The 21,016-nt window shown below is 61.4% G+C and carries 28 protein-coding genes and 1 pseudogene; 22 read left to right on the plus strand and 7 right to left on the minus strand.

Annotation, left to right across the window (positions count from 1 at the left end; translation table 11 throughout):
- Window positions 1-1,452, plus strand: a 1,452-nt coding sequence (locus tag WFJ47_RS04585; RefSeq protein WP_336761187.1) for a Hint domain-containing protein, incomplete at its 5' end; no start/stop codon positions are given.
- Window positions 1,453-1,483: 31 nt separating this feature from the next.
- Here WFJ47_RS04585 and WFJ47_RS04590 read toward each other — a convergent pair.
- The 5 genes and pseudogenes from WFJ47_RS04590 to WFJ47_RS04605 all read right to left on the minus strand — a co-directional run bounded on the left by WFJ47_RS04590 (window position 1,484) and on the right by WFJ47_RS04605 (window position 3,740).
- A complete protein-coding gene (locus WFJ47_RS04590) occupies window positions 1,484-2,479 on the minus strand; it encodes a tyrosine-type recombinase/integrase (protein ID WP_336761189.1) in 996 nt (331 codons plus the stop codon).
- A gap of 29 nt (window positions 2,480-2,508) precedes the next feature.
- Window positions 2,509-2,655: pseudogene (locus WFJ47_RS16530) on the minus strand (helix-turn-helix domain-containing protein); the annotation flags it as partial.
- Complete coding sequence (locus WFJ47_RS04595; RefSeq protein WP_161630831.1) at window positions 2,652-2,828, minus strand: hypothetical protein; 177 nt, start codon at window positions 2,826-2,828, stop codon at window positions 2,652-2,654. The pseudogene WFJ47_RS16530 and the gene WFJ47_RS04595, both read right to left, overlap by 4 nt.
- Entirely contained in the window at window positions 2,825-3,130 is a 306-nt protein-coding gene (locus tag WFJ47_RS04600) for a hypothetical protein (RefSeq protein ID WP_023978327.1), read from the minus strand. The genes WFJ47_RS04595 and WFJ47_RS04600 overlap by 4 nt, the downstream gene beginning before the upstream one ends.
- An 85-nt stretch (window positions 3,131-3,215) precedes the next feature.
- Window positions 3,216-3,740 (minus strand): helix-turn-helix domain-containing protein, encoded by a 525-nt coding sequence (locus WFJ47_RS04605; RefSeq protein ID WP_084331070.1) that lies wholly within the window; start codon window positions 3,738-3,740, stop codon window positions 3,216-3,218.
- Window positions 3,741-3,981: 241 nt separating this feature from the next.
- On the opposite strand from WFJ47_RS04605, the gene WFJ47_RS04610 reads away from it, so the two are divergent.
- The 8 genes from WFJ47_RS04610 (at window position 3,982) to WFJ47_RS04645 (ending at window position 8,916) form a co-directional block, all read left to right on the plus strand.
- Window positions 3,982-4,452 carry a hypothetical protein gene (locus WFJ47_RS04610; RefSeq protein ID WP_051395843.1) on the plus strand — a complete coding sequence of 157 codons (471 nt, stop codon included), beginning with the start codon at window positions 3,982-3,984 and terminating at the stop codon, window positions 4,450-4,452.
- Window positions 4,449-5,042 carry a hypothetical protein gene (locus tag WFJ47_RS04615; RefSeq protein ID WP_023978330.1) on the plus strand — a complete coding sequence of 198 codons (594 nt, stop codon included), beginning with the start codon at window positions 4,449-4,451 and terminating at the stop codon, window positions 5,040-5,042. Before WFJ47_RS04610 ends, WFJ47_RS04615 begins: the two co-directional genes overlap by 4 nt.
- Window positions 5,042-5,236, plus strand: coding sequence for a hypothetical protein (locus WFJ47_RS04620; RefSeq protein WP_336761194.1), 195 nt, complete (start codon window positions 5,042-5,044; stop codon window positions 5,234-5,236). Before WFJ47_RS04615 ends, WFJ47_RS04620 begins: the two co-directional genes overlap by 1 nt.
- A complete protein-coding gene (locus WFJ47_RS04625) occupies window positions 5,229-6,761 on the plus strand; it encodes a DnaB-like helicase C-terminal domain-containing protein (RefSeq protein WP_336761196.1) in 1,533 nt (510 codons plus the stop codon). Before WFJ47_RS04620 ends, WFJ47_RS04625 begins: the two co-directional genes overlap by 8 nt.
- Complete coding sequence (locus tag WFJ47_RS04630; RefSeq protein ID WP_336761198.1) at window positions 6,758-7,066, plus strand: hypothetical protein; 309 nt, start codon at window positions 6,758-6,760, stop codon at window positions 7,064-7,066. The genes WFJ47_RS04625 and WFJ47_RS04630 overlap by 4 nt, the downstream gene beginning before the upstream one ends.
- Before the next feature lies 1 nt (window position 7,067).
- Window positions 7,068-8,048, plus strand: coding sequence for a hypothetical protein (locus WFJ47_RS04635; protein WP_336761200.1), 981 nt, complete (start codon window positions 7,068-7,070; stop codon window positions 8,046-8,048).
- Window positions 8,045-8,521: a DUF6362 family protein gene (locus WFJ47_RS04640; RefSeq protein ID WP_336761202.1), complete on the plus strand. Its 477-nt coding sequence runs from the start codon at window positions 8,045-8,047 to the stop codon at window positions 8,519-8,521. Before WFJ47_RS04635 ends, WFJ47_RS04640 begins: the two co-directional genes overlap by 4 nt.
- 74 nt (window positions 8,522-8,595) lie before the next feature.
- Window positions 8,596-8,916 carry an HNH endonuclease signature motif containing protein gene (locus WFJ47_RS04645; RefSeq protein ID WP_336761204.1) on the plus strand — a complete coding sequence of 107 codons (321 nt, stop codon included), beginning with the start codon at window positions 8,596-8,598 and terminating at the stop codon, window positions 8,914-8,916.
- Window positions 8,917-8,924: 8 nt separating this feature from the next.
- Here the strand turns inward: WFJ47_RS04645 and WFJ47_RS04650 are convergent, their stop codons facing one another.
- Window positions 8,925-10,154, minus strand: a complete 1,230-nt coding sequence (locus WFJ47_RS04650) for an AI-2E family transporter (protein WP_336761205.1) — start codon at window positions 10,152-10,154, stop codon at window positions 8,925-8,927.
- 314 nt (window positions 10,155-10,468) lie between these two features.
- On the opposite strand from WFJ47_RS04650, the gene WFJ47_RS04655 reads away from it, so the two are divergent.
- The 13 genes from WFJ47_RS04655 (at window position 10,469) to WFJ47_RS04715 (ending at window position 20,473) form a co-directional block, all read left to right on the plus strand.
- Window positions 10,469-10,819 (plus strand): hypothetical protein, encoded by a 351-nt coding sequence (locus WFJ47_RS04655; protein ID WP_127102399.1) that lies wholly within the window; start codon window positions 10,469-10,471, stop codon window positions 10,817-10,819.
- A gap of 1 nt (window position 10,820) precedes the next feature.
- Window positions 10,821-12,521 (plus strand): terminase TerL endonuclease subunit, encoded by a 1,701-nt coding sequence (locus WFJ47_RS04660; protein ID WP_336761206.1) that lies wholly within the window; start codon window positions 10,821-10,823, stop codon window positions 12,519-12,521.
- Window positions 12,518-13,840, plus strand: a complete 1,323-nt coding sequence (locus WFJ47_RS04665) for a phage portal protein (protein ID WP_336761207.1) — start codon at window positions 12,518-12,520, stop codon at window positions 13,838-13,840. Before WFJ47_RS04660 ends, WFJ47_RS04665 begins: the two co-directional genes overlap by 4 nt.
- Entirely contained in the window at window positions 13,833-14,462 is a 630-nt protein-coding gene (locus WFJ47_RS04670; RefSeq protein WP_336761208.1) for an HK97 family phage prohead protease, read from the plus strand. The genes WFJ47_RS04665 and WFJ47_RS04670 overlap by 8 nt, the downstream gene beginning before the upstream one ends.
- Before the next feature lie 81 nt (window positions 14,463-14,543).
- A complete protein-coding gene (locus tag WFJ47_RS04675) occupies window positions 14,544-15,749 on the plus strand; it encodes a phage major capsid protein (protein WP_336761210.1) in 1,206 nt (401 codons plus the stop codon).
- 14 nt (window positions 15,750-15,763) lie between these two features.
- Window positions 15,764-16,423 (plus strand): hypothetical protein, encoded by a 660-nt coding sequence (locus tag WFJ47_RS04680; RefSeq protein ID WP_336761212.1) that lies wholly within the window; start codon window positions 15,764-15,766, stop codon window positions 16,421-16,423.
- Window positions 16,420-16,743, plus strand: a complete 324-nt coding sequence (locus tag WFJ47_RS04685) for a hypothetical protein (protein ID WP_336761214.1) — start codon at window positions 16,420-16,422, stop codon at window positions 16,741-16,743. Before WFJ47_RS04680 ends, WFJ47_RS04685 begins: the two co-directional genes overlap by 4 nt.
- The gene (locus WFJ47_RS04690; protein WP_336761215.1) at window positions 16,743-17,174 is read left to right on the plus strand and encodes a hypothetical protein; all 432 of its coding nucleotides are present in this window, start codon (window positions 16,743-16,745) and stop codon (window positions 17,172-17,174) included. Before WFJ47_RS04685 ends, WFJ47_RS04690 begins: the two co-directional genes overlap by 1 nt.
- 20 nt (window positions 17,175-17,194) lie before the next feature.
- On the plus strand, window positions 17,195-17,740 hold the full coding sequence (locus WFJ47_RS04695) for a hypothetical protein (RefSeq protein WP_336761216.1): 546 nt from the start codon (window positions 17,195-17,197) through the stop codon (window positions 17,738-17,740).
- A gap of 1 nt (window position 17,741) precedes the next feature.
- Window positions 17,742-18,947, plus strand: coding sequence for a phage tail tube protein (locus WFJ47_RS04700; protein ID WP_336761217.1), 1,206 nt, complete (start codon window positions 17,742-17,744; stop codon window positions 18,945-18,947).
- A 69-nt stretch (window positions 18,948-19,016) separates the two neighbouring features.
- Window positions 19,017-19,454, plus strand: coding sequence for a hypothetical protein (locus tag WFJ47_RS04705; RefSeq protein ID WP_336761218.1), 438 nt, complete (start codon window positions 19,017-19,019; stop codon window positions 19,452-19,454).
- A 74-nt stretch (window positions 19,455-19,528) separates the two neighbouring features.
- Window positions 19,529-19,831 carry a hypothetical protein gene (locus WFJ47_RS04710; protein ID WP_336761219.1) on the plus strand — a complete coding sequence of 101 codons (303 nt, stop codon included), beginning with the start codon at window positions 19,529-19,531 and terminating at the stop codon, window positions 19,829-19,831.
- Between the two features lie 3 nt (window positions 19,832-19,834).
- Entirely contained in the window at window positions 19,835-20,473 is a 639-nt protein-coding gene (locus tag WFJ47_RS04715) for a hypothetical protein (RefSeq protein ID WP_336761220.1), read from the plus strand.
- A gap of 18 nt (window positions 20,474-20,491) precedes the next feature.
- Here the strand turns inward: WFJ47_RS04715 and WFJ47_RS04720 are convergent, their stop codons facing one another.
- On the minus strand, window positions 20,492-20,902 hold the full coding sequence (locus tag WFJ47_RS04720; protein ID WP_336761221.1) for an MliC family protein: 411 nt from the start codon (window positions 20,900-20,902) through the stop codon (window positions 20,492-20,494).
- Window positions 20,903-21,016 lie beyond the last annotated feature (114 nt).

Here is a 21,016-nt window from a genome sequence, read left to right on the forward strand (position 1 = left end):
CTGCCCGACACACTGAACGATGTGTACATTTATGTGCTGAATGCTGACGGGACAGTTTCTGCCAGTAACGATAATGCGGCGATCGGTCCGCTTACGGCGTCGTATGACGGCAAAACGTGGAAATACATTGACGCCAACGGACAAGTGGTTGTGAGTGCGCAGAACACCACGACCGGCGTATACCAGACCGAAAATGGGTTCATTTCATATAGTCCGAGCGGGGGCTATATCCTTGTTAGTAACGACAAGGTCGGAGATCCGTCCCAAGTGCGGTGGTCGAACCAGAATGGCGCAGTTCCTGGAACAATGCCGTTTCCGTCTTTCGGGGGGAGCAGCACATCACTTCGACTGGAGAATCTTGCTGGGAATGAGAGCGCTTCCTACGAGCGTATTGCGGGTGGTGTGACGTCGCCTGGGCCATATGACCCTAACACACATGCTAACATGCCCTGCTTCTTGGCTGGCTCAATGATTCTGACGGAGAAGGGGTATCGTGCGGTAGAGACGCTATGCGTTGAGGACAGGATAGGAGTTTTCAATGGGAGCACGTTAGAGTGGCATCCGATTAAAGCTCTTTCTGTCGGGTTTTGTCGGGTGTCCAGTAATGAATTTCCTGACATGGCAGGATATCCTGTAGTGATCAGAAAGGATGCGTTAGGTGACAACCAGCCTTTTGCGGATCTCTGGGTGACAGGGGATCATGCGATCCAGCTTGACGGCAAAATAGTGATGGCCAGAAGCCTTGTGGATGGCCAGAAGATATCATTTGATATGTCGATAATAAGCTATAAGTACTATCATATAGACCTACACGATCATCACGTGATCGATGCCAATGGACTGCCGGTAGAAAGCTTGGTCAGTAAATCGGCTTGCAGTGTTTTCAGAAATATGATCGTCACGCACAACGAATTATTTCCATATATGGGTCCGGCGCGGCAAATGACTCTCTGTACTGAGCCAAAGGAGATCATGGGGATACGCAATAGATATGGGTTAGACACGTCATCGACGACGCACACCGAGTTTGCTCCCCTCGCGTTCGAGGTTTTCACCTCAGATGGTCAGCAGCTTATGAAACGCAGTACAAATGGCCGCACGACATCTTTCAAGGTCCCATCTAATATTGACACTCTGAAGCTTGTTTCACGCGTGGCACGGCCATACGACATGATTGGTGTTCATATCGAAGATCGGCGTAAACTCGGCTTATTGGTTGGTAATATTACTATGTATGAGGCGTCTTCCTCATCGAGTCAGACAAGCCATCTTGAGAATGAATATGTGCATGGGTGGTCATCGTATGAGACCGATATGTGTCGATGGACGGTGGGTGAAGCTTATCTCAAGCTCCACCGCACCGAGCCAATGAGAGAGGCAGTGATTGCAATCGAGGTGTTGGATGACTGCGAACGCCTCGTGGAACTCAGACGCGAACACTCTCTACATTGAATTGCGCGCGTCTTATCTGACCCAGGCGCGCTCATCTAATCCGACGTGACAACCAGGCGGCGTAGATCTCGGTGGTTTTGACCGAGCTGTGACCGAGTTGCTGGGACACATCATAGATCGAGGCGCCTTGTTGCAGGGCGCGGATGGCGTAGGTGTGTCTCAGGTCGTGGCAGCGGAAGTGGCGGGCTTTGTCCGGTATGGCGCTGGCCAGAAGCACGCGGAAGCGGCCTGGGACGTTGGTGTAGCGCTGCCCTGACGGGTTGCGGAAGACGTAGCCGCTCGCGTTTTCCGGGCGGCTGCGTTGCAGCTCTCTGGCCTGTCTGGTCGAGAGCCTGACCACGCGGGGCGATCTCGTCTTCGTTCGGGCGAAGGTCACGGTGGGGCAGGGGGCTTTGAGGTCCAGCTGCTCCCACGAAAGCGAGGCGGCCTCCTCCTGCCGGCAGCCGGTTCGCGCCAGAAAGCGGATCATGTCGCGCATGCCGGGTGGGGCGCGTCGGGTCAGGCGCGCGAGGTCGCGCAAGGCCACGGGCCGGATGGGTTCGCGGCGCTCCTTGATCTCCTCCATCTCGTCCGGCACCGGGTTGGTGGTAATCCAGCCGGCGCGACGCGCCACACGCATGATGCGGCCCATTACCATCAGGTCGCGGCGTATGGTGGCACCGGAGGTCTTGGTGCGTCGTCTGGCCGCAACGAACTCATGCACGTCGCGGGAGGTAATCAGGCTGATATCCCGCCCCGCGAAATAGGGGTGGAGCTGCCGCAGGCTCGTTCGGTATCGCGTCTGGGTGCTGGGGCGCAGATCGGCAAATTGCAGATCCTCCCACCGCACCACGGCGTCTTCCCAGTTCCTGACCTCAGGAGGCTTTATGCCGGCGCGTTGGTCTTCCGCCTTTTCGAGCAGCTCTTTGAGCCGCTGCCGGGCTGTACGCCGATCAGTCGTGCGTAGCGATCGGCGGATGTCGCGCCCCTTGATCTGGACCCGAGCGTAATAGGTGCCGTTTGCGGCCTGGTAGAGATTGCTGGACACGACCGTCTGCTGGCCTCCTGATCGAGATAGTCGTCAATCGCTGACGTCGTTATGCGCCAGACAGAACCGATCTTGGCGGCGCGCAGGGCGCCCGTGGCGCAAAGCTTCTGGATGAGGCGCGGCGACACGCGCAGTTCGTTCGCTACCTCTGCCGCCGTCTTGCGTATGTGGGTCATGAGTCCTCCTCAAAGTCGGAAGTCTTCAGGGCATCGAGCGTCCGAAGTTGCGTCTCAAGATCGCGGCAGCGCAGCCAGATACGGGCAGAACTCACGGTCTGATGCAGGAGAAACAGGATCAGGCATGCCGCGATCGGATTTCGCGCGATCGCGCTCCAGAGCATTTTGGTCATGACCGTCCCAGACGCCCGTGACGGGCCAGTAGGGCTAGAACAGGATTGGCATTAGGGGCGTCAGGAATGATGCTGCGCCCTTGGGCGGCCTGTTCCATCTGCTCGGCCTCGTGGCGCTTGTCGGCCGCAGCGTTTCGCCACAGGCGTTCGGCTGCGTTGCGCCCGGCAAAGCCTGCCTGCTCGGCCAGGCTATCCATATAGGATGCCATGGCCCGCTTGGCCTTAATGGTATCGCGCCCGGTGAGCGGTGGTGTGGTTGGTCTGTCGGGGAGAAAAACGGTCTGAACCGGCGATGCTGACATCGACTTGCGCTCCATCGTGGACGAACGATGAAACTATTACCGGCGGTAATTATAGCGAGCAAGAATTTTCTTACCGGCGGTAAGATTAATTTTTGAGGGCGGAGATCATCTTAAGGAGGATATCTTGCTGCTCTGGAGGGAGGTCGCGAGCCTGTATAAGAATCTCACGCTCCTTTTTGGTCTGAGCTTTCACTTCTTCTTCGGGCTCGTCTCCGGTCAAAAGCCAGCCAATCGATCTGCCCAAAGCGTCTAAAAGCGCTGGAACGCGCTCCCTCCTAGGCGAAGAACGCCCAGTTTCATATTGGGCGATCGCGTTTTCTGTAACGCCGATCATGCCGCCAAGTTGAGCTTGGGTAAAGCCCAAATGTTCTCGTTGTGTTCTTATCCTGATTCCCATCGCTATAGCGGCTGGTGTCGGGGGATTCTTCCTGGATTTCGCACTGCTCATATCCAATTTGATGGCAGATTCCTGACAAGGTCCCACCTTAATTGTCTTGCTTACCATACTTACCGCCGGTAATGTATCGACATGCGTGATCCTATCCTTTCGGACATTCTCAGTCGCAAAGGCGCCGTTAAGCAAATCGCAGCGGCCTGCAAAATTTCTCATGCGGCAGTTTCGCAATGGGAAAGAGTGCCCAAACGACACCTTCACGCCGTGTCTCGTGAGGCGGGCGTTCCCCCCGAGACACTCCGGCCTGATCTCTTCAATTCTGTCGCACAAAGGAATGCAGCATGAGAATCCATCATGCTCTGCAGGCTATTGGCTGCATGCCGCGCCGTCATCCGAAGGGTGTCCGGGTAAGGTCGCCTTACTCCTCGCCGGGTTCCGTCGGATTGAGGGCCCAGCCATGACCACGCATGCCATCAAGACGGCCACGCAGGCTGTCATTCGCGCTGTGGGCGGTGTCGATGCGGCGGCGAGTTTCGTCCGCGTCGGGCGGTCACAGCTTTCAGACTACCAGAACCGCCATTCGCAATCGGTCGTGCCGGTCGATGTTGCCATCGAGATGGATCGCTGTGCGCAGGAGCCGATCGTTCTGGCCGCCATGGCGCTGGCTGAGGGGTATATCCTCACGCCGCTCAAGGTGGGCGAGGGCGATCTTGCTACCGATATCGAGAAGGTATCGCACAGCTTTAATGAAACGATCGCCACGACGCTTCGCGTGCTGGCGGATGGTGTTGTCGAGACGCATGAAGTCACGGCCATGCGGGCCACGCTTTCAAGCCTGCACCGTGCCGTAGGGCATGCCCTGCATAATCTGCGTGCTTCGGAGAAAGCGATGGAAGAACCCGTTGCAGCACTGCGGGGTGTGTCATGAGCGGCGCTCTTGCTTCCGCCCGTGGCCTTGGCTTGCGCGGCAAATCGGCCAGTTCGGGCGAGCAGGCTCAGGCCAATGCCGAGTTCAACAGGCTGTGTCGAACCCGTATTGCACGGATCGCCCTCGCCGGGCTGATCGGTCGCCAGCCTGGCACGGTGGTCAAATGGCATCATGTGCCGTCGAACCATGTGCGTCCTTTCCTGCGAGCCTATGAAAGCGGCAGGCTAGAGCGGGCAATTCAGGCGATGTCACCTGTCGTGACACCCGCCGAATGCTGCCAGGCGCGCGATATCGTGCGCAAGATACGCGCCCGGCGTGGCGGCAAGAGAGTTCTGGGTGAGGCGCTCAAGGTCGCGCCTGACAGTGTGAAGTCCTGGAATGAAATCCCGCTGCGTCATGTGCGTGCCGTACTCGCTTGTTTCGGGGCCGATCGTGGCTTGGCTGAAAGCGATGTGCCGCCGGTCAAACCCTCGGCCAGCACGGCACAGGTGTCGGGCGTGTGGCATCGCAAGTGCCTCTATTGCGGCGCAGACTTTTCGGTGAACTCGCCATTCATCCGCCGGTGCGAAACGCATAGGGGGCAAGGCTGATGGCTCGTCCTGCGCTTGATCGCACCCGTCTTGCACCTGCCGTGCAAGGCTATCACCGCAGGGGCTTCCCGGCACGGCTCATTGCCACGCGCCTTGGCATTTCCGAGCGCAGCACGCGCGGGATGCTCAAGGATCTGGGACTGACAGCGCCCAAGCCCGCCGTCACACACACTCTGGAGATGCGTCATGGGTGATGTTCAGGCGCTAGGACGCCTAACCACTTTCAACGAGCCGGAAAACCTTGAGGCAGAGGCGGCCCTATTGGGCGCCATCCTGACCAATGGCCGCCGCGCGTTGCCCATGGTCGAGGAGTATCTACGTCCCGAGCATTTCTATGAGCCGCTCAATGGCGTGACTTACGCTGCCGCGCTCCGCATGCACATGGCGGGTGTCGATCCGAACGTGATCCTGATCCGTAACCAGATCGGTGATTCCGAAGTGCTCATGGGCCGCGACGTGGCGGAATATCTCGGTCAGATCATGATGGCCACGGTCGGCATTCTCAATGCCGGTGATTATGGGCGCGCCATCTTCGACGCCTGGACGCGTCGCCAGCTACGCAACCATTGCATCGATGTCTCCCGGCTCTGCCTCACCCCCGGTGGGCAGTCTGGCGAGGATCTGGTCGAGCAGATGGAAGCCGGATTGCTGGATATCGCCCAGAACATGCGCGAGAGCCTGCCGAACGTCACGATCTCCGAAGCGATCCGCGAGGCGATTGCCTGCGGGCGTGAGAACGTCGCGCGCGGCTCGGCTCTGGCCGGGCTGTCTTGGGGCTATCCCGCCATGGACCGGATGACAGGCGGCCTGCTCGATGAGGCGCTTTATGTGATCGGCGCGCGCCCGGCCATGGGTAAGACCGCTTGGGCGCTCGGCGTGGCCATGCGTGTTGCCGCCAACGGGCAGCGCGTTCTGTTCTGGTCGGGTGAGATGGCCGCGCGACAGATTGGCGCGCGCGCCGGGGCTGCCTTTGCCGGGCTCTCGACCCTCTCGGTCTTTGCAGGGCGGCGGTATGACATCCCCGAGGACGTTGCGACCGGTCTGCGCGCCGAACTGGAAGAATGGCAATGGCAGGCGCTGCATCAAGGTGAAATCGCTGCCGAAGAGGTCGCGCTCGAACTGGATGTGCGTCCTGGTCTGACCGTAGCCGGGCTCCGCTCTCGTGCGCGCCGCATGAAGCGCAGCAAGCGCGGGCTGGGCCTGATCGTGCTCGATTATATCGGGCTCATGCATGGCAGCTGCGATGCGCGTCGTCGCGGGCGTTATGAGGAAATGTCGGAAATCAGCGCGGGGCTCAAATCCCTCGCCAAGGAACTCGGCATTCCCATCATCGCGCTCGCCCAGCTCAACCGCGATGTCGAAAAGCGCGAGGACAAGCGCCCGACCGAGGCCGATCTGCGTGACAGTGGCAATCTCGAGCAGGATGCCGATCTCGTCGCGTTCCTGTATCGCGACCACTATTATCTCAAGAAAGAAGCCAGTGGTGACGGGCTGCAGAAGCGCGACAAGGAAACGAACGAGCAGTTCGCCAATCGCTGTTCTGAATTTCAGTTCCGCCTGCGTGAATCGGTCGGCAAGGCGCAAATCCTGATCCGTAAGAACCGCCATGGTGGCACCGGATCGGTACGCATGCGCTTCGATGATGACAGCACCTGGTTTCGCGATGAGTGCGAAGACCCGCGCAGCCCGGCCTGGGTTTGTCGGGACGGTGCAGCATGACGCGCCCCGCTTCGCCTCGCCCTGTCTCGCGCCGCCGCTACGGTATCCACGCCCGCGCCATCATGGCCGATCCGCGTTGGTCTGTGCTCCCGCTCGCCGCACGCGGCATGTGGCTGCATCTGACCGATATCGCCGATGTCGTCACCGAGTTGCGCGCGCCTGTACGCGGCCAGGCGCTGACCGTGCCTGATCTGGCCCGCCTGCTGGCGGCGGACCCGGATGAAGTGATCCGCGCCATTTCGCATCTGGTCAATCGAGACATTATCGAGCCCGTCGCGGACGGGTATCGTCTGAAAGCCTACTGAGATGTCCAAATCTTCGATCGAAAGACGGGCGCTCGCCATGGTCGCCAGTGACCTGCGCCTGTTCACGCTGGCCGCCGAGGCGGTGGTGGTGTGGGTGCGCCTGATTGCGGCCATCCTTGAATATGGCGCTGACGGCATTCTGCATGTCGGCAAGGACGGTACGCCCGACCTCGCGACGCTTGCACGCTTCCGGTTTCATGTGACGGAAACCCAGCTCGAAACCTACATGGAAACCTACGCGAAAACCCGGCTGATAACCTACGACGCGGCAAGCGGGCTGGTCGGACTGCCTGAAACACTGCAGCCGACACGACGTGCCATTGCCTCGCGATTAAATGGCAAAAAGGGCGGAAGACCGCCGAAAAACGTCAATCCATCGCCGCAGAACGACCCGCGCCAGCGCACCGCCATGATGCCGATTTCAGGAGGAAAAACCGTGTCTCGCGAAACCCAGAGCAAAACCCAAGGCTCCTACGCGCGCGATAAGCTTAGCTTAGCTTGTAATATAAGCTCTGAAGATAAAGCTAAGCTTGGGGCGCAGGTGAGTGACGCGCAGATTGACACGGCCTATCAGCGCATCGGCCCCATGGCGTTCGAAGCGGCTGGGTTCGACCCGGCGCGCGACATGGGCAATTACCGCATCGTGCGCCAATGGGTGGCCGATGCCCTGCATGGCGGATTGAGCATCGAGGAAACCGAACGGCTGATCCTGGGCGTGGTGGAAACCGTGGCGGAACGTCAGCGCAGCAAGGGCGCTTCAATCAGCCATCTGGGCTATTTCGGTAAGGCAGTCGGCACGGCTATTGCAAACCGCGACGTGCCCGAAGCGCCTCTGAACGAGGCCGAGATCGAAGCCGATCGCGCCTGGAAACGGGACATGGATGCATGGCGCGAGCGTGTGGCTTCGGGCATTGCGGGTGCAGTCAACGAGCCGATTCCGAACCGAGCCGACTACCTCGACCGCGCAAGGCTAGCCGCATGAGCAAGATGTCCGTTCGTTTCGACCCTGAACGCAGCCTGCCAGAGCAGGTAGGCGAATGGCTGGACGAGGCGGCCCTTACGTTGGCAGCTCTGCCCTCAACCGGGCTTCGCCCTGCCGGTGCCGGTAGCACATGGCCGGACTATCTGCGCGATCTGGAAGATCTCGGCTGGGATCGTGAGAGCGATGAATTCCTTCCCAAGCCGACCGCCGAACAGATCGACCGACTGGATATCGTGCTGACCTGGATACCTCTCATAGAGGATCGGCAGCAAAAGATGGTCGTGCATATGCGCATGATCCGACATCCGATCTCCGGCCAACACAGGTGGGAATGGCGGAAGATCGGGGCGAAACTCGGGACCGATCACAAGACTGCACAGGCCTGGCATCAGCGTGCCTGTGCAGGCATCGCAAAAAAAATCAGATCGGATGCATTTCGTGCTACCCAGATTCCCCAATTTGCAGATATTTGAGACCCATGATCGCGAGACGCTTACCCATTCGGGCAGGCGTCTTTTTTTGTGCCTGATTTCTGGAGTGACGGTCCATGGCAGTCCGCAGATTGCAATGCGTCCTGCCAGCGGTGCGTAGCGTCAAAATCGGCATTGCAAAGGCGCTGCCGAAGCAGACAAACTCCCTCTATCTCTCATCCGAATGGCGCAGCTTGATGTCACGCCTTCTCGCCCAGCGCGGCCGTCGCTGCGAGGCTTGCGGCCGCATCGGCTGTCGTATCTTCGGCGATCATATCCATGAACTGAGAGACGGCGGTGCCCCGCTCGATCCGGGTAATGTCCGGCTGCTCTGCGGCTCCTGCCACAGCACCAAGACCGCCCGCGTTCGGGCGATCCGTTGGCGTGAAACCGTTTAGGAAGCGAGTCAGGCAGTTTGTTTTGAGCTCTCCTGGCCGCGGCGAGAACCATCGAGTTCGCACCACAGCATGTGAGCTGCAGCCACAATGGCCGGCCCGATGAAGAGGCCTACAAGGCCAAGCATGTGCAGGCCCCCCAGGATGGCAATCATCGTGTGCAGGAATGGCAGGCGGGTCTCGTCGGAGATGAACTTCGGACGGGCGAAATGCTCACCGCAGAACAGAACGAAGAGCCCCCAGCCAGCAACGGCGATGCCCATGTTCATCGACCCTGAAGCCGCTACGATGCCGCCGACGAGAATTGCCGCCGGATAGCCGCAAAAGGGGATCGAGGCGGCAATGGCCAGAAGGATCGTCAGAATGACGGCATGGCTGGCATCGGCGATGAAGATCAAAGGCGAGCAGACGAGCGCTTCACCGATACCGACAAGAACCAGTCCGTTGACGGCACCACGTATGCTCCGAACGATGTGCAGAAGAATATCGTCACGCTGGGTGAGCTCAATACTGACCCTGCGAAGAGACGAGGTGACCCGCCCATAGGAAAGGAGGCAGCATGCTGCGGTGAGCATCGCAATGAAAAAGGATTCCAGGAGATGCGGGATGCTTTTGAGGATTTTGAAAGCCGCGAGCCCCGCGATCTTGGAGACCGACTTGGCTTGGGCCTTGGCCATCTTCATGATCTGCTGCGGATCGATCTTGTTCGCAATGCTCGCTGGAAGAACGCTTTTGACCTTGTCGATCCGAGCGGAGACGGCAGGTGGCAGGGCTGGCGTTGCACTGTCACCTGAGCTTGATCTTGCTTCTTCCCCATTATGATCTGTCGGCTCCGGCTTTCCCGCACTCTCGTCGTTCTGCGGCGGTGCGGCATGATCTTGCGTGACTGCGTCAGGACCGTTCGCCGCGGCCGATGTTCGGTGAGGAGCGATGAGATGGTGGGCTTTTTCTGAAAGCGATCCGATTTCGGTCACCGCGCCATAACCCGCTATGCCCGCCATGATCGTGAAGGCCACACAGGTCAGCCCAATAAGGCTGATGGCCGCCATCTTCGCACCGAGAAACTGACCGAGTTTGCGCTGTATCGGTCGTACAGCAATGGCGATGACCGCTCCCCATGCCAAAGCGACAATAAGTGAGAAAGAGATCCAGATTGCCCCGGCATAGATCGCAACGCCCATGCTGATGAGTGCGAGATACTTTACCCAGGGATGACGTTCAGAAATGAGACGAGAGACCATGTGTTCGTTCGTTCCGTTCAGTGTTGGATCGGCTGAAAAAGAGCAAAGCTAATCATAGTGCCAATTGGTTACGGTGCATTGCCAACAGAACGGAAGAGACGCGAAATTGATTGCAAACGATGAAGTGGATTTCGAATAAAGCGTTTGGCTCGAAGACCAGGCTCTTGCCTTGGCACCCGCGAAACCCCGCCCCGCTGACCCCGAGGGGGCGGGTCGAAAGTCTGACCGGAGCCTACCCCCGCAACCGCGCAAGGCTCAGCGGCAGATTTTCCGGTCTATCAAGGAAATCAAGTTATCAAGGAAAGGGAGCATAAATGGCTCACGGTGGCGCGCGTCCTGGCGCCGGACGCAAAAAGGGCAGCCGGAACAAGAAGCAGGTGGACTGGAACGGCCCGCTCGTGGTCGACCCTTCGGCGCTTGCACCCGGCCTCGATGCCCTGAGCGGTATGAGCCCGCAGCAACTCGAGGCCTGCTCACCGCTCACTTTCCTCACGCATATCTACCGCAATCGCGGTCTCGCTGCCGCCATCCGCGCCGATGCCGCCAAGGCCGCGCTCCCTTATGCCCATGCCCGGCTCGCAGCTCCGCGCGACGATCAACCTGCCCTACCCGGCCTCGATAGCGGCTGGGGCGACGATCTGCCCCCGATGAACAGAAGGAACTGACATGCTGGATCTGAGCCGGAAGGACTGGGAGGCGCGTTTGCGTGCTGCCCGGTCCCTCCTGCCGGATCTGGAGCCAGTCAATCCCGTTCTCGCGGCGCGGGCCGTGCGCTGCTTCGACCGGCTGCGCATTCCTGACGTGCCGGGCACGCCCGCCATGGCCGAAGCCTGCGGCGACTGGTTCCGCGAGATCGTCTCGGCCCTGTTCGGCGCGCTCGACCCTGACACGGGTATGCGCGCCATCCAAGAACTGTTCCTCCTGGTGCCGAAAAAGAACAGCAAGACTACAAACGGCGCCGGGCTGATGCTGACGGCCGTAATCGTCAATGAACGCCCGAACGCCGAATTCCTGATCGTCGCGCCGACCAAGGAAATCGCCGATCTCGCCTTCAGCCAGGCGCTCGGCATGGTGCAGAACGACCGCACGCTGATGCGGTGCTTTCAGGTGCAGCAGCATCTCAAACGCCTAAGATTTCATGCGACCGGGGCGACGCTGCAGGTCAAGGCGTTCAGCCCGGACGTCATGACTGGCGTGAAGCCCGCAGGCGTGCTGGTGGATGAGCAGCACGTGATCGCCATGCGCAACGATGCGGGCAGCGTCATGCGCCAGATACGTGGCGGCATGATCTCGCAGCCCGAGGCGTTCCTCGCCATCATCACGACCCAGAGCGACGGGCCGCCTCGGGGCGTGTTCGCGCAGGATCTGATCCGCGCACGCGAGATCCGCGACGGCAAACGCTTCCAGCCGGTTCTGCCGGTGCTGTACGAATTGCCGCCCGATATCCAGCAGCCCTCTAAACTGCCTGGCGAGGCCGCGCCCTGGGAAGATCCCGCCTACTGGCCGATGGTCCTGCCCAATCTGGGGCGGTCGATCACGCTGGACCGCCTCAAGCGCGAGTATGAGGATGCACGCGAGAAAGGCGTGGGCGAGCTGGCCAGCTGGGCCTCGCAGCATCTCAACGTCGAGATTGGTTTGGCCCTGCGCTCCGATCGCTGGGTGGGTGCCGATTACTGGCAGGGCGCAGGCGACGACACGCTGACCCTCGAGGCCCTTATCGAACGCTGCGAGGTGATCGTGGCGGGCATCGACGGCGGCGGGCTCGACGATCTGCTGTCGCTCGCCATCCTCGGGCGTGATCGTATAACCGGCCAATGGCTGCACTGGCAGAAAAGCTGGGTGTTCGAGGGTGTGCTGGCGCTTCGCAAGCGTGAGGCCAGCCAGCTGCGCGACTTCGAGACGCAGGGCGATCTGGTCATCACGGCCGAGCCCGGCACCGATATCGACCAGCTGGTGGCGGTACTCGGCACGATCGACCAGAGCAACAAGCTCGCGATCGTGGGACTCGACCCGATGGGCGTCGGCGCCATTGTCGATGCGCTGGCCGCAATCGGCATCGCGCATGAGCGCGTGGTGGGTATCTCCCAGGGCTGGACGCTTTCGGGTGCCATCAAGACCGCCGAGCGCAAGCTGGCGGATGGCACGCTCTGCCACGGTGCGCGGCCGATCATGGCCTGGGCGGTTTCGAACGCAAAGGTCGAGCCCAGGGGCAATGCCATCATCATCACCAAACAGGCGGCGGGCTATCTCAAGATCGACCCGCTGATGGCGCTGCTCAATGCCGTCACGCTGATGAGCCGCAACCCCGAGCCGCCCGGTGGCGGCCGGATGGATGATTTTCTTTCAACCGGGATCATTGCCGTATGAGCATCGCCACAAGACTGCGCGGCATGGCCTACAAGGCCGCAAGCGCGGCTTTTCACTCCCTCACGGGCGTATCGCTGACCGATCTGCGCCTCGGCGCTTTCATGGCAGGCGGGCCGAGCATTGCGGGCCAGAGCGTCTCGATCGATACCGCGCTCCAACTCGACACGGTCTGGGCGTGTATCCGGCTCCTGTCCGAAACCATCGGCTCGATGCCGCTCAAGCTGCACGAGCAGCAGGGCGACGGGCAATCGTCTCTGGCGCGCGATCACCCGCTTTATCGCGTGCTGGCCCGCGCGCCCAATGCCGATATGACGCCGATCGAGTTCTGGTCGTGCATGGCCGCGTGCTGCCTCGCCTGGGGCAATGGGTTCGCCCAGGTCATGCGGCGCAGTGACGGGCAGATCGTGGCGCTCAACCCGCTGCGCCCCGATCGCATGACGGTGCAGCGTGACAGGGCGACCGGCGCCTTGGTCTATCGCTACAGCTATCAGGGCAAAACGCTCATCCTCGATGAGGGCCAGATCTTCCACATCAAGGGTTTCTGTTTCGACGGCCTCATGGGCATCTCGCCCATCACGGCCGGGCGGCAATCCATCGGCGCCGCACTCGCTGCAGAGGAAACGGCGGGGCGCATGTTCCGCAACGGTTTGCTGACGCAAACCTATATCTCTGCCCCCACCTATCTCAGCACGCCGCAGAAAGAGCAGGCCAAGACCATTCTGGCCGATTACTCGGGTGCGATGAACGCGGGCAAGACGCCCCTGCTCGAGGGCGGATGGAAGGTCGAGAGCATCGGGCTCAAGGCCGAAGATATGCAGCTTCTGCAGACCCGCCAGCTGGGCGTTGCGACGCTCTGCCGGTGGTTCGGGGTGCAGCCGGTCATGATCGGGGCCATGGACAAATCCACGGCCTGGGGCACCGGGCTGGAACAAATGAATCTCTGGTTCCTGCAATACGGCCTCATGCCCTGGCTGCAACGCATCGAGCAAGCCGTTGCGCGCTGCCTGCTCTCGCCCGCCGAGCGTGACCGCTATTTCGCCCGGTTCAATGTGGATGCGCTGTTGCGCGGCGATAGCACGGCGCGCGCGGGCTACATGCAAACCGCGCTGCGCTCGGGCTGGATGACCGTCAACGAGGCCCGCGGCAATGACAACCTTGCCCCGATGCCGGGCGGCGATGTGCTCATGGTGCAGGCCCAGATGATCCCGCTTGCCGATATCGGCAAGCCCCGCACCCTGACGGGCTTAGGAGCGCAAGACCCGCCCGCCAGGAATCCAACGCCCGGCAGATCCGGCATCACGGGAGATGACAATGAGTGAATATCTGGCCGCTGCTTTCGAGTGGAAGTTTGCGCCCGACGCGAAAGAGGGCAGCTTCGAGGGCTATGGCAGTGTGTTCGGCCATCAGGACGCGCATGGCGATATCGTCCTGCCCGGTGCCTTTGCCGAGACGCTGGCCGAGCGCAAGGCGCAAGGCCGCGGCATCCCCATGCACGTCATGCACGGGTTTTTCGGCGGTGACGGCCTGCCCGTGGGCGTGTGGGACGATGCCAGCGAAGACGCGCACGGCCTGCATCTGCGCGGGCGTCTGTCTGGCATGGATACCGATTACGGGCGCAGGCTTTACGGTCTGGTCAAGGACGGCGCGCTCGGCGGCCTCTCCATCGGCTTTTCCGTGCGCAAGAACGGGGCAGCCCAGGGCACCGAGCCGGGCGGACCGCGCCGCCATATCAAGGCGGTGGATCTGCACGAAGTCAGCCTCGTGGATGACCCGTCAAATGCGCTCGCCCGCGTGACCGAAATGCGCAGGCGTTTCTATCCGGTGGGGCCATTGACGCCAGTTCATGTGCCGGAGCTGCGTGCTGCCGATCGGGAACTGGTCGAGGTCCTCCGCTCGGGCTTCAGCCTGCCCGACCCGCGTGGGGCCAGTCGATCGGGCTGATCCCGCCCCCAACGAAGCTTTCCATCCATCCAGAACACAAAACAGGGCGCCTCGAGCGCCCTTTTTCATGAGGAAAACCCCATGTCCGATTACGAACAGGCCATTCGCGACCTCAAGAGCGCGACCGATGAAGTCAAGCGTTTCGCCGAAGCTTCGACCACGGAACTACGCAACCTCGGCAAGGTCACGGAAGAAACCAAGGCCAGCGCAGACAAGGCCTTGGCCGAAATGAATGGGCTTTCAGCCCGTCTGGCCGATATCGAGCAGAAAGCCGCCCGCTGTAGCGGCGACGCCGAGAGCAGGTCTCTGAGCCTTGGCGAAGAGTTCATGGCCAGCGATGCGGCACGCGACCTCAAATCTTCATTCCAGGGGCGGATCAGGACCGAGATGGAGCGAAAGGCGCTGACGACAGGGCCTGCGACCATGGGCGCGACGACGTCTGCCGGAACATCCCTCATTCCTGCGATGCGCCTGCCGGGTATCGATATGATCCGCCTGCCGCAACCCACCTTGCGTAGTCTCATCCCCTCCGGAGCGACTTCGTCACCCATTATCGAATTCGTCCGGCAGAAGAGCTTCGACAATAAGGCCACGCCGGTTGCTGAAGGCGCGGCCAAGCCGTATTCGGATATGAGTTTCGAGCTCAGCCGGGCGAATGTCGCGGTCATTGCCCATTTGTTCAAGGCCTCGAAGCAAGCTCTCGACGATGCTCCTGAACTCGTCTCGATCATCAATGCGCAGGGCGTCGCAGGGCTCGAACAGGTCGAGGAATACCAGTTCATGTACGGCGACGGGACCGGGGCGAATATCCTCGGTCTTATGAAGCAGGCTACAGCTTTTGCGGCGCCAGCCGGTCTTGCGGTCCCGGATGCTGCTCTCGATACGATCCGGATGGCCATGCTGCAGGCTTCGCTGTCGCTCTACCCGGCAACCGGCATCGTCCTGCACGAGATCGACTGGTTTCGTATCACCTCCGTCAAGGACGGCATCGGCCGCTATGTCCTCAGCGACCCGCAATCCGTCGCGACGCGGTCCCTGTGGGGTCTGCCGGTTGTCGTCAGCAACACGATCCGACAGGGCGATTTTCTGGTGGGTGCCTTTGCCACCGGTGCGCAGATTTTCGACCGGCAATCCGTCGCGGTCGAGGTTGCCACGGTGGGTGACGACTTCGAGAAGAATATGGTCACCGTTCGTATCGAAGAACGTACCGGCCTCGTCGTTTATCGTCAGCAATCCTTCATCACCGGTACCCTTCCGCCGGATGCCACGGCGGCAAAGAAAGCCTGATCGGGGGCTTCGCCATGACGCTCACCATCCTCGAAAGTCCCGCCCAGGGGCTCGCTCTGGCTTCGCTCGCCGCATTGCGCGAGCAGCTGTCGGGCGAGCCTGCCGCTCAGATCAGCGACCCGGCGCTGAGCGAGTATCTGGCCCAGGCCACGGCGCTCGTTCAATCCACGCTGGGCCGCCCGGTCCTGGCGGGTCTGTATCGCCAGACCCTGCGCGTCGGGGATGGCGAGCGCCGCCTGTCTCTCGCCCTGGCCGTCACGCCGCTGATCTCGATCGGCGACGTGACGCAGGACGGTTTCGCCCTCGATCCCGGGCGGGATGGCTGGGAATCCGGCGCATTGTCCGGCCTGCTCTGCCCGTCGATCCTGCAGGGTGCCTGGTGGTGGCCGGGGCGCTACCGCGTGACCTATCGAGGCGGCTGGATCGTGCCGGGTATGAAAGACGAACAGGGCAATGCTCTGGCCGCGACCGTGCCCGCCGATATCCGCGCCGCCACGCTCTCAACGGCCCGTTCCCTGTTCTACACGACGCAGCGCGGAGATCCGCTCCTGCGTTCGGAAAGCGAGCAGGGTGTGGGCGCGAGCAGCTGGGCCACGCCCGATGCAAGCCTGGGCGGTCTGCCGCCCGACGCCGCCGCCATCCTCGCCCGGTACGCTCAGGCAGGCCTGTCATGAGCCTGGGCGCAAACCGACGCAGGAGGCAGATCCAGCGCGCCGGGCGGGTCATGGTGTTGAGCCGGGTCGATCTGAGCGCAAGCCTGACGGTCCAGGGTTACGCCCCGCCACCTCAGGCCGCCCAGCTGGCCGAGGGTGTGGGCAAGGCCCCGCTCTTGGTCCAGATCACCGCCGATGAAACAAACCGCTCCGGCTATACGCCCCGCAAGGGCGACCAGCTGCGTGACGGGCCGAAAACCTACACCCTGACCGATGCCAGCCCGGTTTACGACCGGGGCACGCTCTGTGGCTGGTCGCTGATCGCCTCGGGAGGCTCCTAATGCTGTCTGAAACCGTCTGGAATGACGCCTTTGCCCGCGCCCAGCTCGTCGCGGAAGAACAGGAGATTCCGCTGGTCGACGTGCTGGAGCAGACACAGGAAGATCGTCCGCCGCTTCATTGGCGCATGGAAGCCCAGGCCAGCCGATCCGACCGGCTCGGCCTGGGCGAAACCGCCATGGAGGAGGAAGGCGAGATCGCGCTGTATCTGACCATGCGTGTGGGCCGGATCTCGACCCCTGATGCGCTCACCTGCTGCACGGCGATGAGTGTCGCGTTCCGCGCGCAATGGGCGAGCGTGCAGCCCTGGCCCGAGGGCCTCTTTTATGACGGTCAGAGCCTCTACCCGCCCGATTCCGACACGACCGGGAACTGGATCAGCATGAGCCTCATGATCCGCTACCGCTATCAGGACCGCCTGACCGGCGCCTGACTTTCCCTGAAAGGTACGAGATGAAATTCTTTCCTCTTGCGGAGACCGCTCCTGGTAGCGGTCTTTTCGAGCTGTTCGGCGCTGCTCTGGACGCGTCCGGCACCTCGCTGGCTCTGAGCAAGGCCCTCGAAACGGTCCCGGTCGGGCTGCGCGTCGCAGTCGCGCCCTACCGGGCCATGAGCGGTATGCCTGCTCCGCTGCCGCCCACGGCCCTCGAGCAGGGCAAGGCTTACGATCTTCTGATCGAGCAGGAAGAAGATCCGGGCGTTTTTGCGTCCGAGGCCCAGATCCTGACGAGCCAGAGCAGCGATGCGGGAGCTATGGCGCTCGCCCTGCAGGTCTTTTTCGGACGTCGCATTGCGCTCACCCCCCATATCGAGACGGTGCAGGAAGCCCCGCCGACCGAAGAGACGACACCGGTGACATCCGCGGTCGGCAGCGCGGTCCAGAGCGGCGGCTCCGGTACCGCGTCGATCAACGCCGTGACCTCTGGCGGTGCGGTCGCAACCTCGGGGGCCACCCAGAGCGCCCCCTCTGGTAGCACCTCTGGCACGAAGGGATCCTGACATGCCGTTTACCGGAGCAACTGCCGGATATCAGGCCGGTGTTCAGGCCAACGATACACGGCTCGCTTTCGCGCGCGAGATCACGTACGGCGTGGCGCCGAGCGGTTCCTATCAGCGCCTGCGTCTGACGGGCGAAAACTTCCGCCGCCAGAAGGCGCGGCAGCGGCCGGAAGAGATCGACCCGCATTGGGAATCGTCGCAAGCCGTCACGACCCAGCAATCTGTGGGCGGCACGCTTTCGGGCGCTCTGTCATTCGGCAGCTATGACGCGCTGTTTGCCTGTGCCTGTGCCGGAACGACGGCCGATCAGGCGGTGCATGTTCCTGCCGGAGTGCCGCTTGCTTTTGGCGTAGAGGACTGGGAAAAAAGAGGCATTGCAGTTGCAACATCTGGCCATCGCCTCTGGGGCGATCTTTCTTCAGCCGGGTTTATTCGCCTCGCCTCAGCTTCAGGCAAGCTGAACAAGGTCACCCCCTATCTGAAAGGGGTTGCTGCAGACTACATTGCCGCGCCCTTCGATATCTTCCCGACCCTTCCCGCTGCTATCAGCGACGGCGCGACGGCGACGGCTTCGGTCATCATCAATGGCTCGACATTCAACAGCCTGACCCTGATCGAGCAGCTGGGCGATGACGTGCTGGTCAGAACGGGCGGCTTCGTCAAACAGATCCAGCTCTCGATCGCTCAGGGGCAGTTCGCCACCTTCTCGGCCGATATGGATTTCCGCGACGAGCAGCATCTGGCGGTATCGCCCGCAACCAATCTTCTCGCCCCGACCGATAGTTTCGTGCTCGATCCCGTATCGGGCTGGGGAGCGATCTGGGTCGACGGCAAAAAGATCGATGCGCCCATTCGCCAGTTTTCCTGCACGCTCACTCGCGACGGGGCCAGTCAGGATTACGCCATGGGCAGTGACAAGGCGGCCGGGCAGCAGCCCGGCAGTTTCACGGCATCGGGCCAGATGCAGCTCTTCTTCCGCGACTTCACCGAGTATCAGCGTTTCCAGGATGACTGGCAGGGGCCGGTGCAGGTGCTCCTGAAAGACCGCAAGGGCAATATCTACGGCCTGACCTTCTTTTCCGCGACACTGCAGAATCCCCAGGTCAATGCCGGGTCCAAAAACAGCACGATCGTCGCGACCTTCGACATCGAGGGCAACCCCCAACCGGGCGGCGGCACCTTTTCGCTGAGCATTTTCCCGGCCTGATCGACCAAGGCTGCGCCCGATCGATGGGCGCAGCACACCTCCGACATTCGTTGAGTGAAAGACAAAGCAATGGCGAAAATCTCCGCCTTTTCCCGCGATGCTGCCCGTATTCGCGAGGGCGAAACCATCGAGGTCGGCCCGAACGGCAATACGTTCCAGATCACGACGCGCGGTTTCACCCCGCGCTATCGCGATGCGCTGTTCAACCGCAAACATGCGGCCGCTGCGCGTCTCAATCGCGCTCTGCAGCCCGGCGCGATCCGGTACACCCCCGAGACTTTACCTCCCACCGAGGATGATCGGGCACAGGGCGAGACCATTGCCGAGCATTGCGTGATCGATGTGAACGGCCTGCAAAACGTTGATGGCTCCGAAATCGGGGTCGATCAGTTTCGCGCGCTGCTCGCGAGCGGTGAGCATCCCATGCTGATCGCCCTGGCCATTTCGGCGGCTGCGCGTGTGGGCGAAGAGCAGGCCGAAGCCCATCGGGAGGCGGTGGGAAACTAACCGAGGCGCTGGCCTGGGAACTCGAATACGGCCAATTTATCGGGCCTGACGAGCTTCCGGCGCACCGCGAATTCGTGCTGGCCAGCCGACCGGTTCTGCCTTCCTGGCTCGATCGGCCATGGCGAGGCTGGCACGATCTGCATCACGATCGCAGCTGGTCTTTCGATCTGGTCGGGGCCGCCATGGGCAAGATCCGGGGTGTGTCCAGACCGGGCGGTATCGCTTGGCAGGCGCTCGATCGCTGGTGCGAGGTCAACGCCGTCTCCGAAGACGATCGCCCATGGATCGAGGCCCAGATCCGCGCCATGGACACCGTTTTTCTCGCGCATCGAAACCGCAGGATCAGCGAAGAGATCGCGCGATTCCTAAAGGGATGACCCATGGCCAGAGCCGAAACCTTCAGCCGGTCGCTGCGGCTTTTTGTCGATCGTACGCTCTCGCCCGAGGCCTTGCGTGCCGAAATGGCGCGCAGGGCGATCGCTGCGCGAGATGAGCTGATCGCTCGCGGTGAGGCGCCGCCTAGCTGGCGGCGCTATGTGGATGGCAAGGCGGATGCGCCCGAAACCAGTGTGCGTCTGGATGGGGCCATTCTCTATCGCTTCAATCTCACCGGGGAGGCTGCGCAAGCAGGGCTCGACCTGTGCCGGTCGATATCGCCCACCCGGAGCGGAAAGTTCCGTGATTCATGGGTGGTCCTCTGCGATGACAAGCTCTGGAAGCAGCCGCTCAAGGATCTGCCAGCTAGTGCCACGATCCTGATCGTCAACCCGCTCCCCTACGCGCGCAAGATCGAAACCGGCGCGCTCGAGCCGCGCATCCGGCGTAATCAGATCGAGCGTGTGCGTCAGGGCCTGATGCGTCGGTTCCCTACCCTTAATTTCGGCAAGCTCTTCGTCCGGCTGGGCGGCGGCATTGCCCCCCAGGCCCCCTATCTCCTGCGCGGCGCATCAGGTGAGCGCAGGACGCACGCGGGTACCTTCATGACCTATCCGGCGCTGGAGATAACCGGCAGATCATAACAACAGGTTGAGGAATGATCAGCCTTTGATCTCATGACAGTTTACCATCGCGCTGGCATCCATCTCGCTTGAGAACATCGCATCATCGCCCTTGGTCCACCAGACATACTCGGCGGCAGCATATTTTGCCCCACTACCTGCGATGACGTTGGTGAACACCTGTGTTTTGCTGTCGATTGCGAGAACAGCCAAGCTGATGTCACCAGCATTGATATAGCTGACCTTAACGAGCTTTTCCGAGAGCATGCCGCGCAGCTTAGCGGAGCTGGCACCTTTCTTTGCTTTGCAGCTGTAGGTAACAACTTGACGCTGAATGTCTGTTGAGGCCGCAAGCGGTATAGCAAGAGACGAGGCTCTCTCAGCGCGCGCGGACGACAAGGTTGGCAGCGTAGCTAAAGCAATCGTCGCGCATGCCAGTCTTCCGAACATGTCCTCATTCCTTCCCGATAGTCCGACGCCACTCGTCAAGGACTCATTCGAGATTCCTGTCTCAGAACCGAGGCGGAATTTTGACGCGTGATCCAGCGCGAATCCGGATCCATC

This window comes from Asaia sp. VD9, from assembly GCF_037150015.1.
Classification (GTDB): Bacteria; Pseudomonadota; Alphaproteobacteria; order Acetobacterales; family Acetobacteraceae; genus Asaia.

Excerpts from the sequence above, each read along its gene's own strand:
- WFJ47_RS04595 (WP_161630831.1), bottom strand. The coding sequence starts at position 2,828 with ATGACCAAAATGCTCTGGAGCGCGATCGCGCGAAATCCGATCGCGGCA.
- WFJ47_RS04600 (WP_023978327.1), bottom strand. The coding sequence starts at position 3,130 with ATGTCAGCATCGCCGGTTCAGACCGTTTTTCTCCCCGACAGACCAACC.
- WFJ47_RS04605 (WP_084331070.1), bottom strand. The coding sequence starts at position 3,740 with ATGAGAAATTTTGCAGGCCGCTGCGATTTGCTTAACGGCGCCTTTGCG.
- WFJ47_RS04610 (WP_051395843.1), top strand. The coding sequence starts at position 3,982 with ATGACCACGCATGCCATCAAGACGGCCACGCAGGCTGTCATTCGCGCT.
- WFJ47_RS04615 (WP_023978330.1), top strand. The coding sequence starts at position 4,449 with ATGAGCGGCGCTCTTGCTTCCGCCCGTGGCCTTGGCTTGCGCGGCAAA.
- WFJ47_RS04620 (WP_336761194.1), top strand. The coding sequence starts at position 5,042 with ATGGCTCGTCCTGCGCTTGATCGCACCCGTCTTGCACCTGCCGTGCAA.
- WFJ47_RS04625 (WP_336761196.1), top strand. The coding sequence starts at position 5,229 with ATGGGTGATGTTCAGGCGCTAGGACGCCTAACCACTTTCAACGAGCCG.
- WFJ47_RS04630 (WP_336761198.1), top strand. The coding sequence starts at position 6,758 with ATGACGCGCCCCGCTTCGCCTCGCCCTGTCTCGCGCCGCCGCTACGGT.
- WFJ47_RS04635 (WP_336761200.1), top strand. The coding sequence starts at position 7,068 with ATGTCCAAATCTTCGATCGAAAGACGGGCGCTCGCCATGGTCGCCAGT.
- WFJ47_RS04640 (WP_336761202.1), top strand. The coding sequence starts at position 8,045 with ATGAGCAAGATGTCCGTTCGTTTCGACCCTGAACGCAGCCTGCCAGAG.
- WFJ47_RS04645 (WP_336761204.1), top strand. The coding sequence starts at position 8,596 with ATGGCAGTCCGCAGATTGCAATGCGTCCTGCCAGCGGTGCGTAGCGTC.
- WFJ47_RS04650 (WP_336761205.1), bottom strand. The coding sequence starts at position 10,154 with ATGGTCTCTCGTCTCATTTCTGAACGTCATCCCTGGGTAAAGTATCTC.
- WFJ47_RS04655 (WP_127102399.1), top strand. The coding sequence starts at position 10,469 with ATGGCTCACGGTGGCGCGCGTCCTGGCGCCGGACGCAAAAAGGGCAGC.
- WFJ47_RS04660 (WP_336761206.1), top strand. The coding sequence starts at position 10,821 with ATGCTGGATCTGAGCCGGAAGGACTGGGAGGCGCGTTTGCGTGCTGCC.
- WFJ47_RS04665 (WP_336761207.1), top strand. The coding sequence starts at position 12,518 with ATGAGCATCGCCACAAGACTGCGCGGCATGGCCTACAAGGCCGCAAGC.
- WFJ47_RS04670 (WP_336761208.1), top strand. The coding sequence starts at position 13,833 with ATGAGTGAATATCTGGCCGCTGCTTTCGAGTGGAAGTTTGCGCCCGAC.
- WFJ47_RS04675 (WP_336761210.1), top strand. The coding sequence starts at position 14,544 with ATGTCCGATTACGAACAGGCCATTCGCGACCTCAAGAGCGCGACCGAT.
- WFJ47_RS04680 (WP_336761212.1), top strand. The coding sequence starts at position 15,764 with ATGACGCTCACCATCCTCGAAAGTCCCGCCCAGGGGCTCGCTCTGGCT.
- WFJ47_RS04685 (WP_336761214.1), top strand. The coding sequence starts at position 16,420 with ATGAGCCTGGGCGCAAACCGACGCAGGAGGCAGATCCAGCGCGCCGGG.
- WFJ47_RS04690 (WP_336761215.1), top strand. The coding sequence starts at position 16,743 with ATGCTGTCTGAAACCGTCTGGAATGACGCCTTTGCCCGCGCCCAGCTC.
- WFJ47_RS04695 (WP_336761216.1), top strand. The coding sequence starts at position 17,195 with ATGAAATTCTTTCCTCTTGCGGAGACCGCTCCTGGTAGCGGTCTTTTC.
- WFJ47_RS04700 (WP_336761217.1), top strand. The coding sequence starts at position 17,742 with ATGCCGTTTACCGGAGCAACTGCCGGATATCAGGCCGGTGTTCAGGCC.
- WFJ47_RS04705 (WP_336761218.1), top strand. The coding sequence starts at position 19,017 with ATGGCGAAAATCTCCGCCTTTTCCCGCGATGCTGCCCGTATTCGCGAG.
- WFJ47_RS04715 (WP_336761220.1), top strand. The coding sequence starts at position 19,835 with ATGGCCAGAGCCGAAACCTTCAGCCGGTCGCTGCGGCTTTTTGTCGAT.
- WFJ47_RS04720 (WP_336761221.1), bottom strand. The coding sequence starts at position 20,902 with ATGTTCGGAAGACTGGCATGCGCGACGATTGCTTTAGCTACGCTGCCA.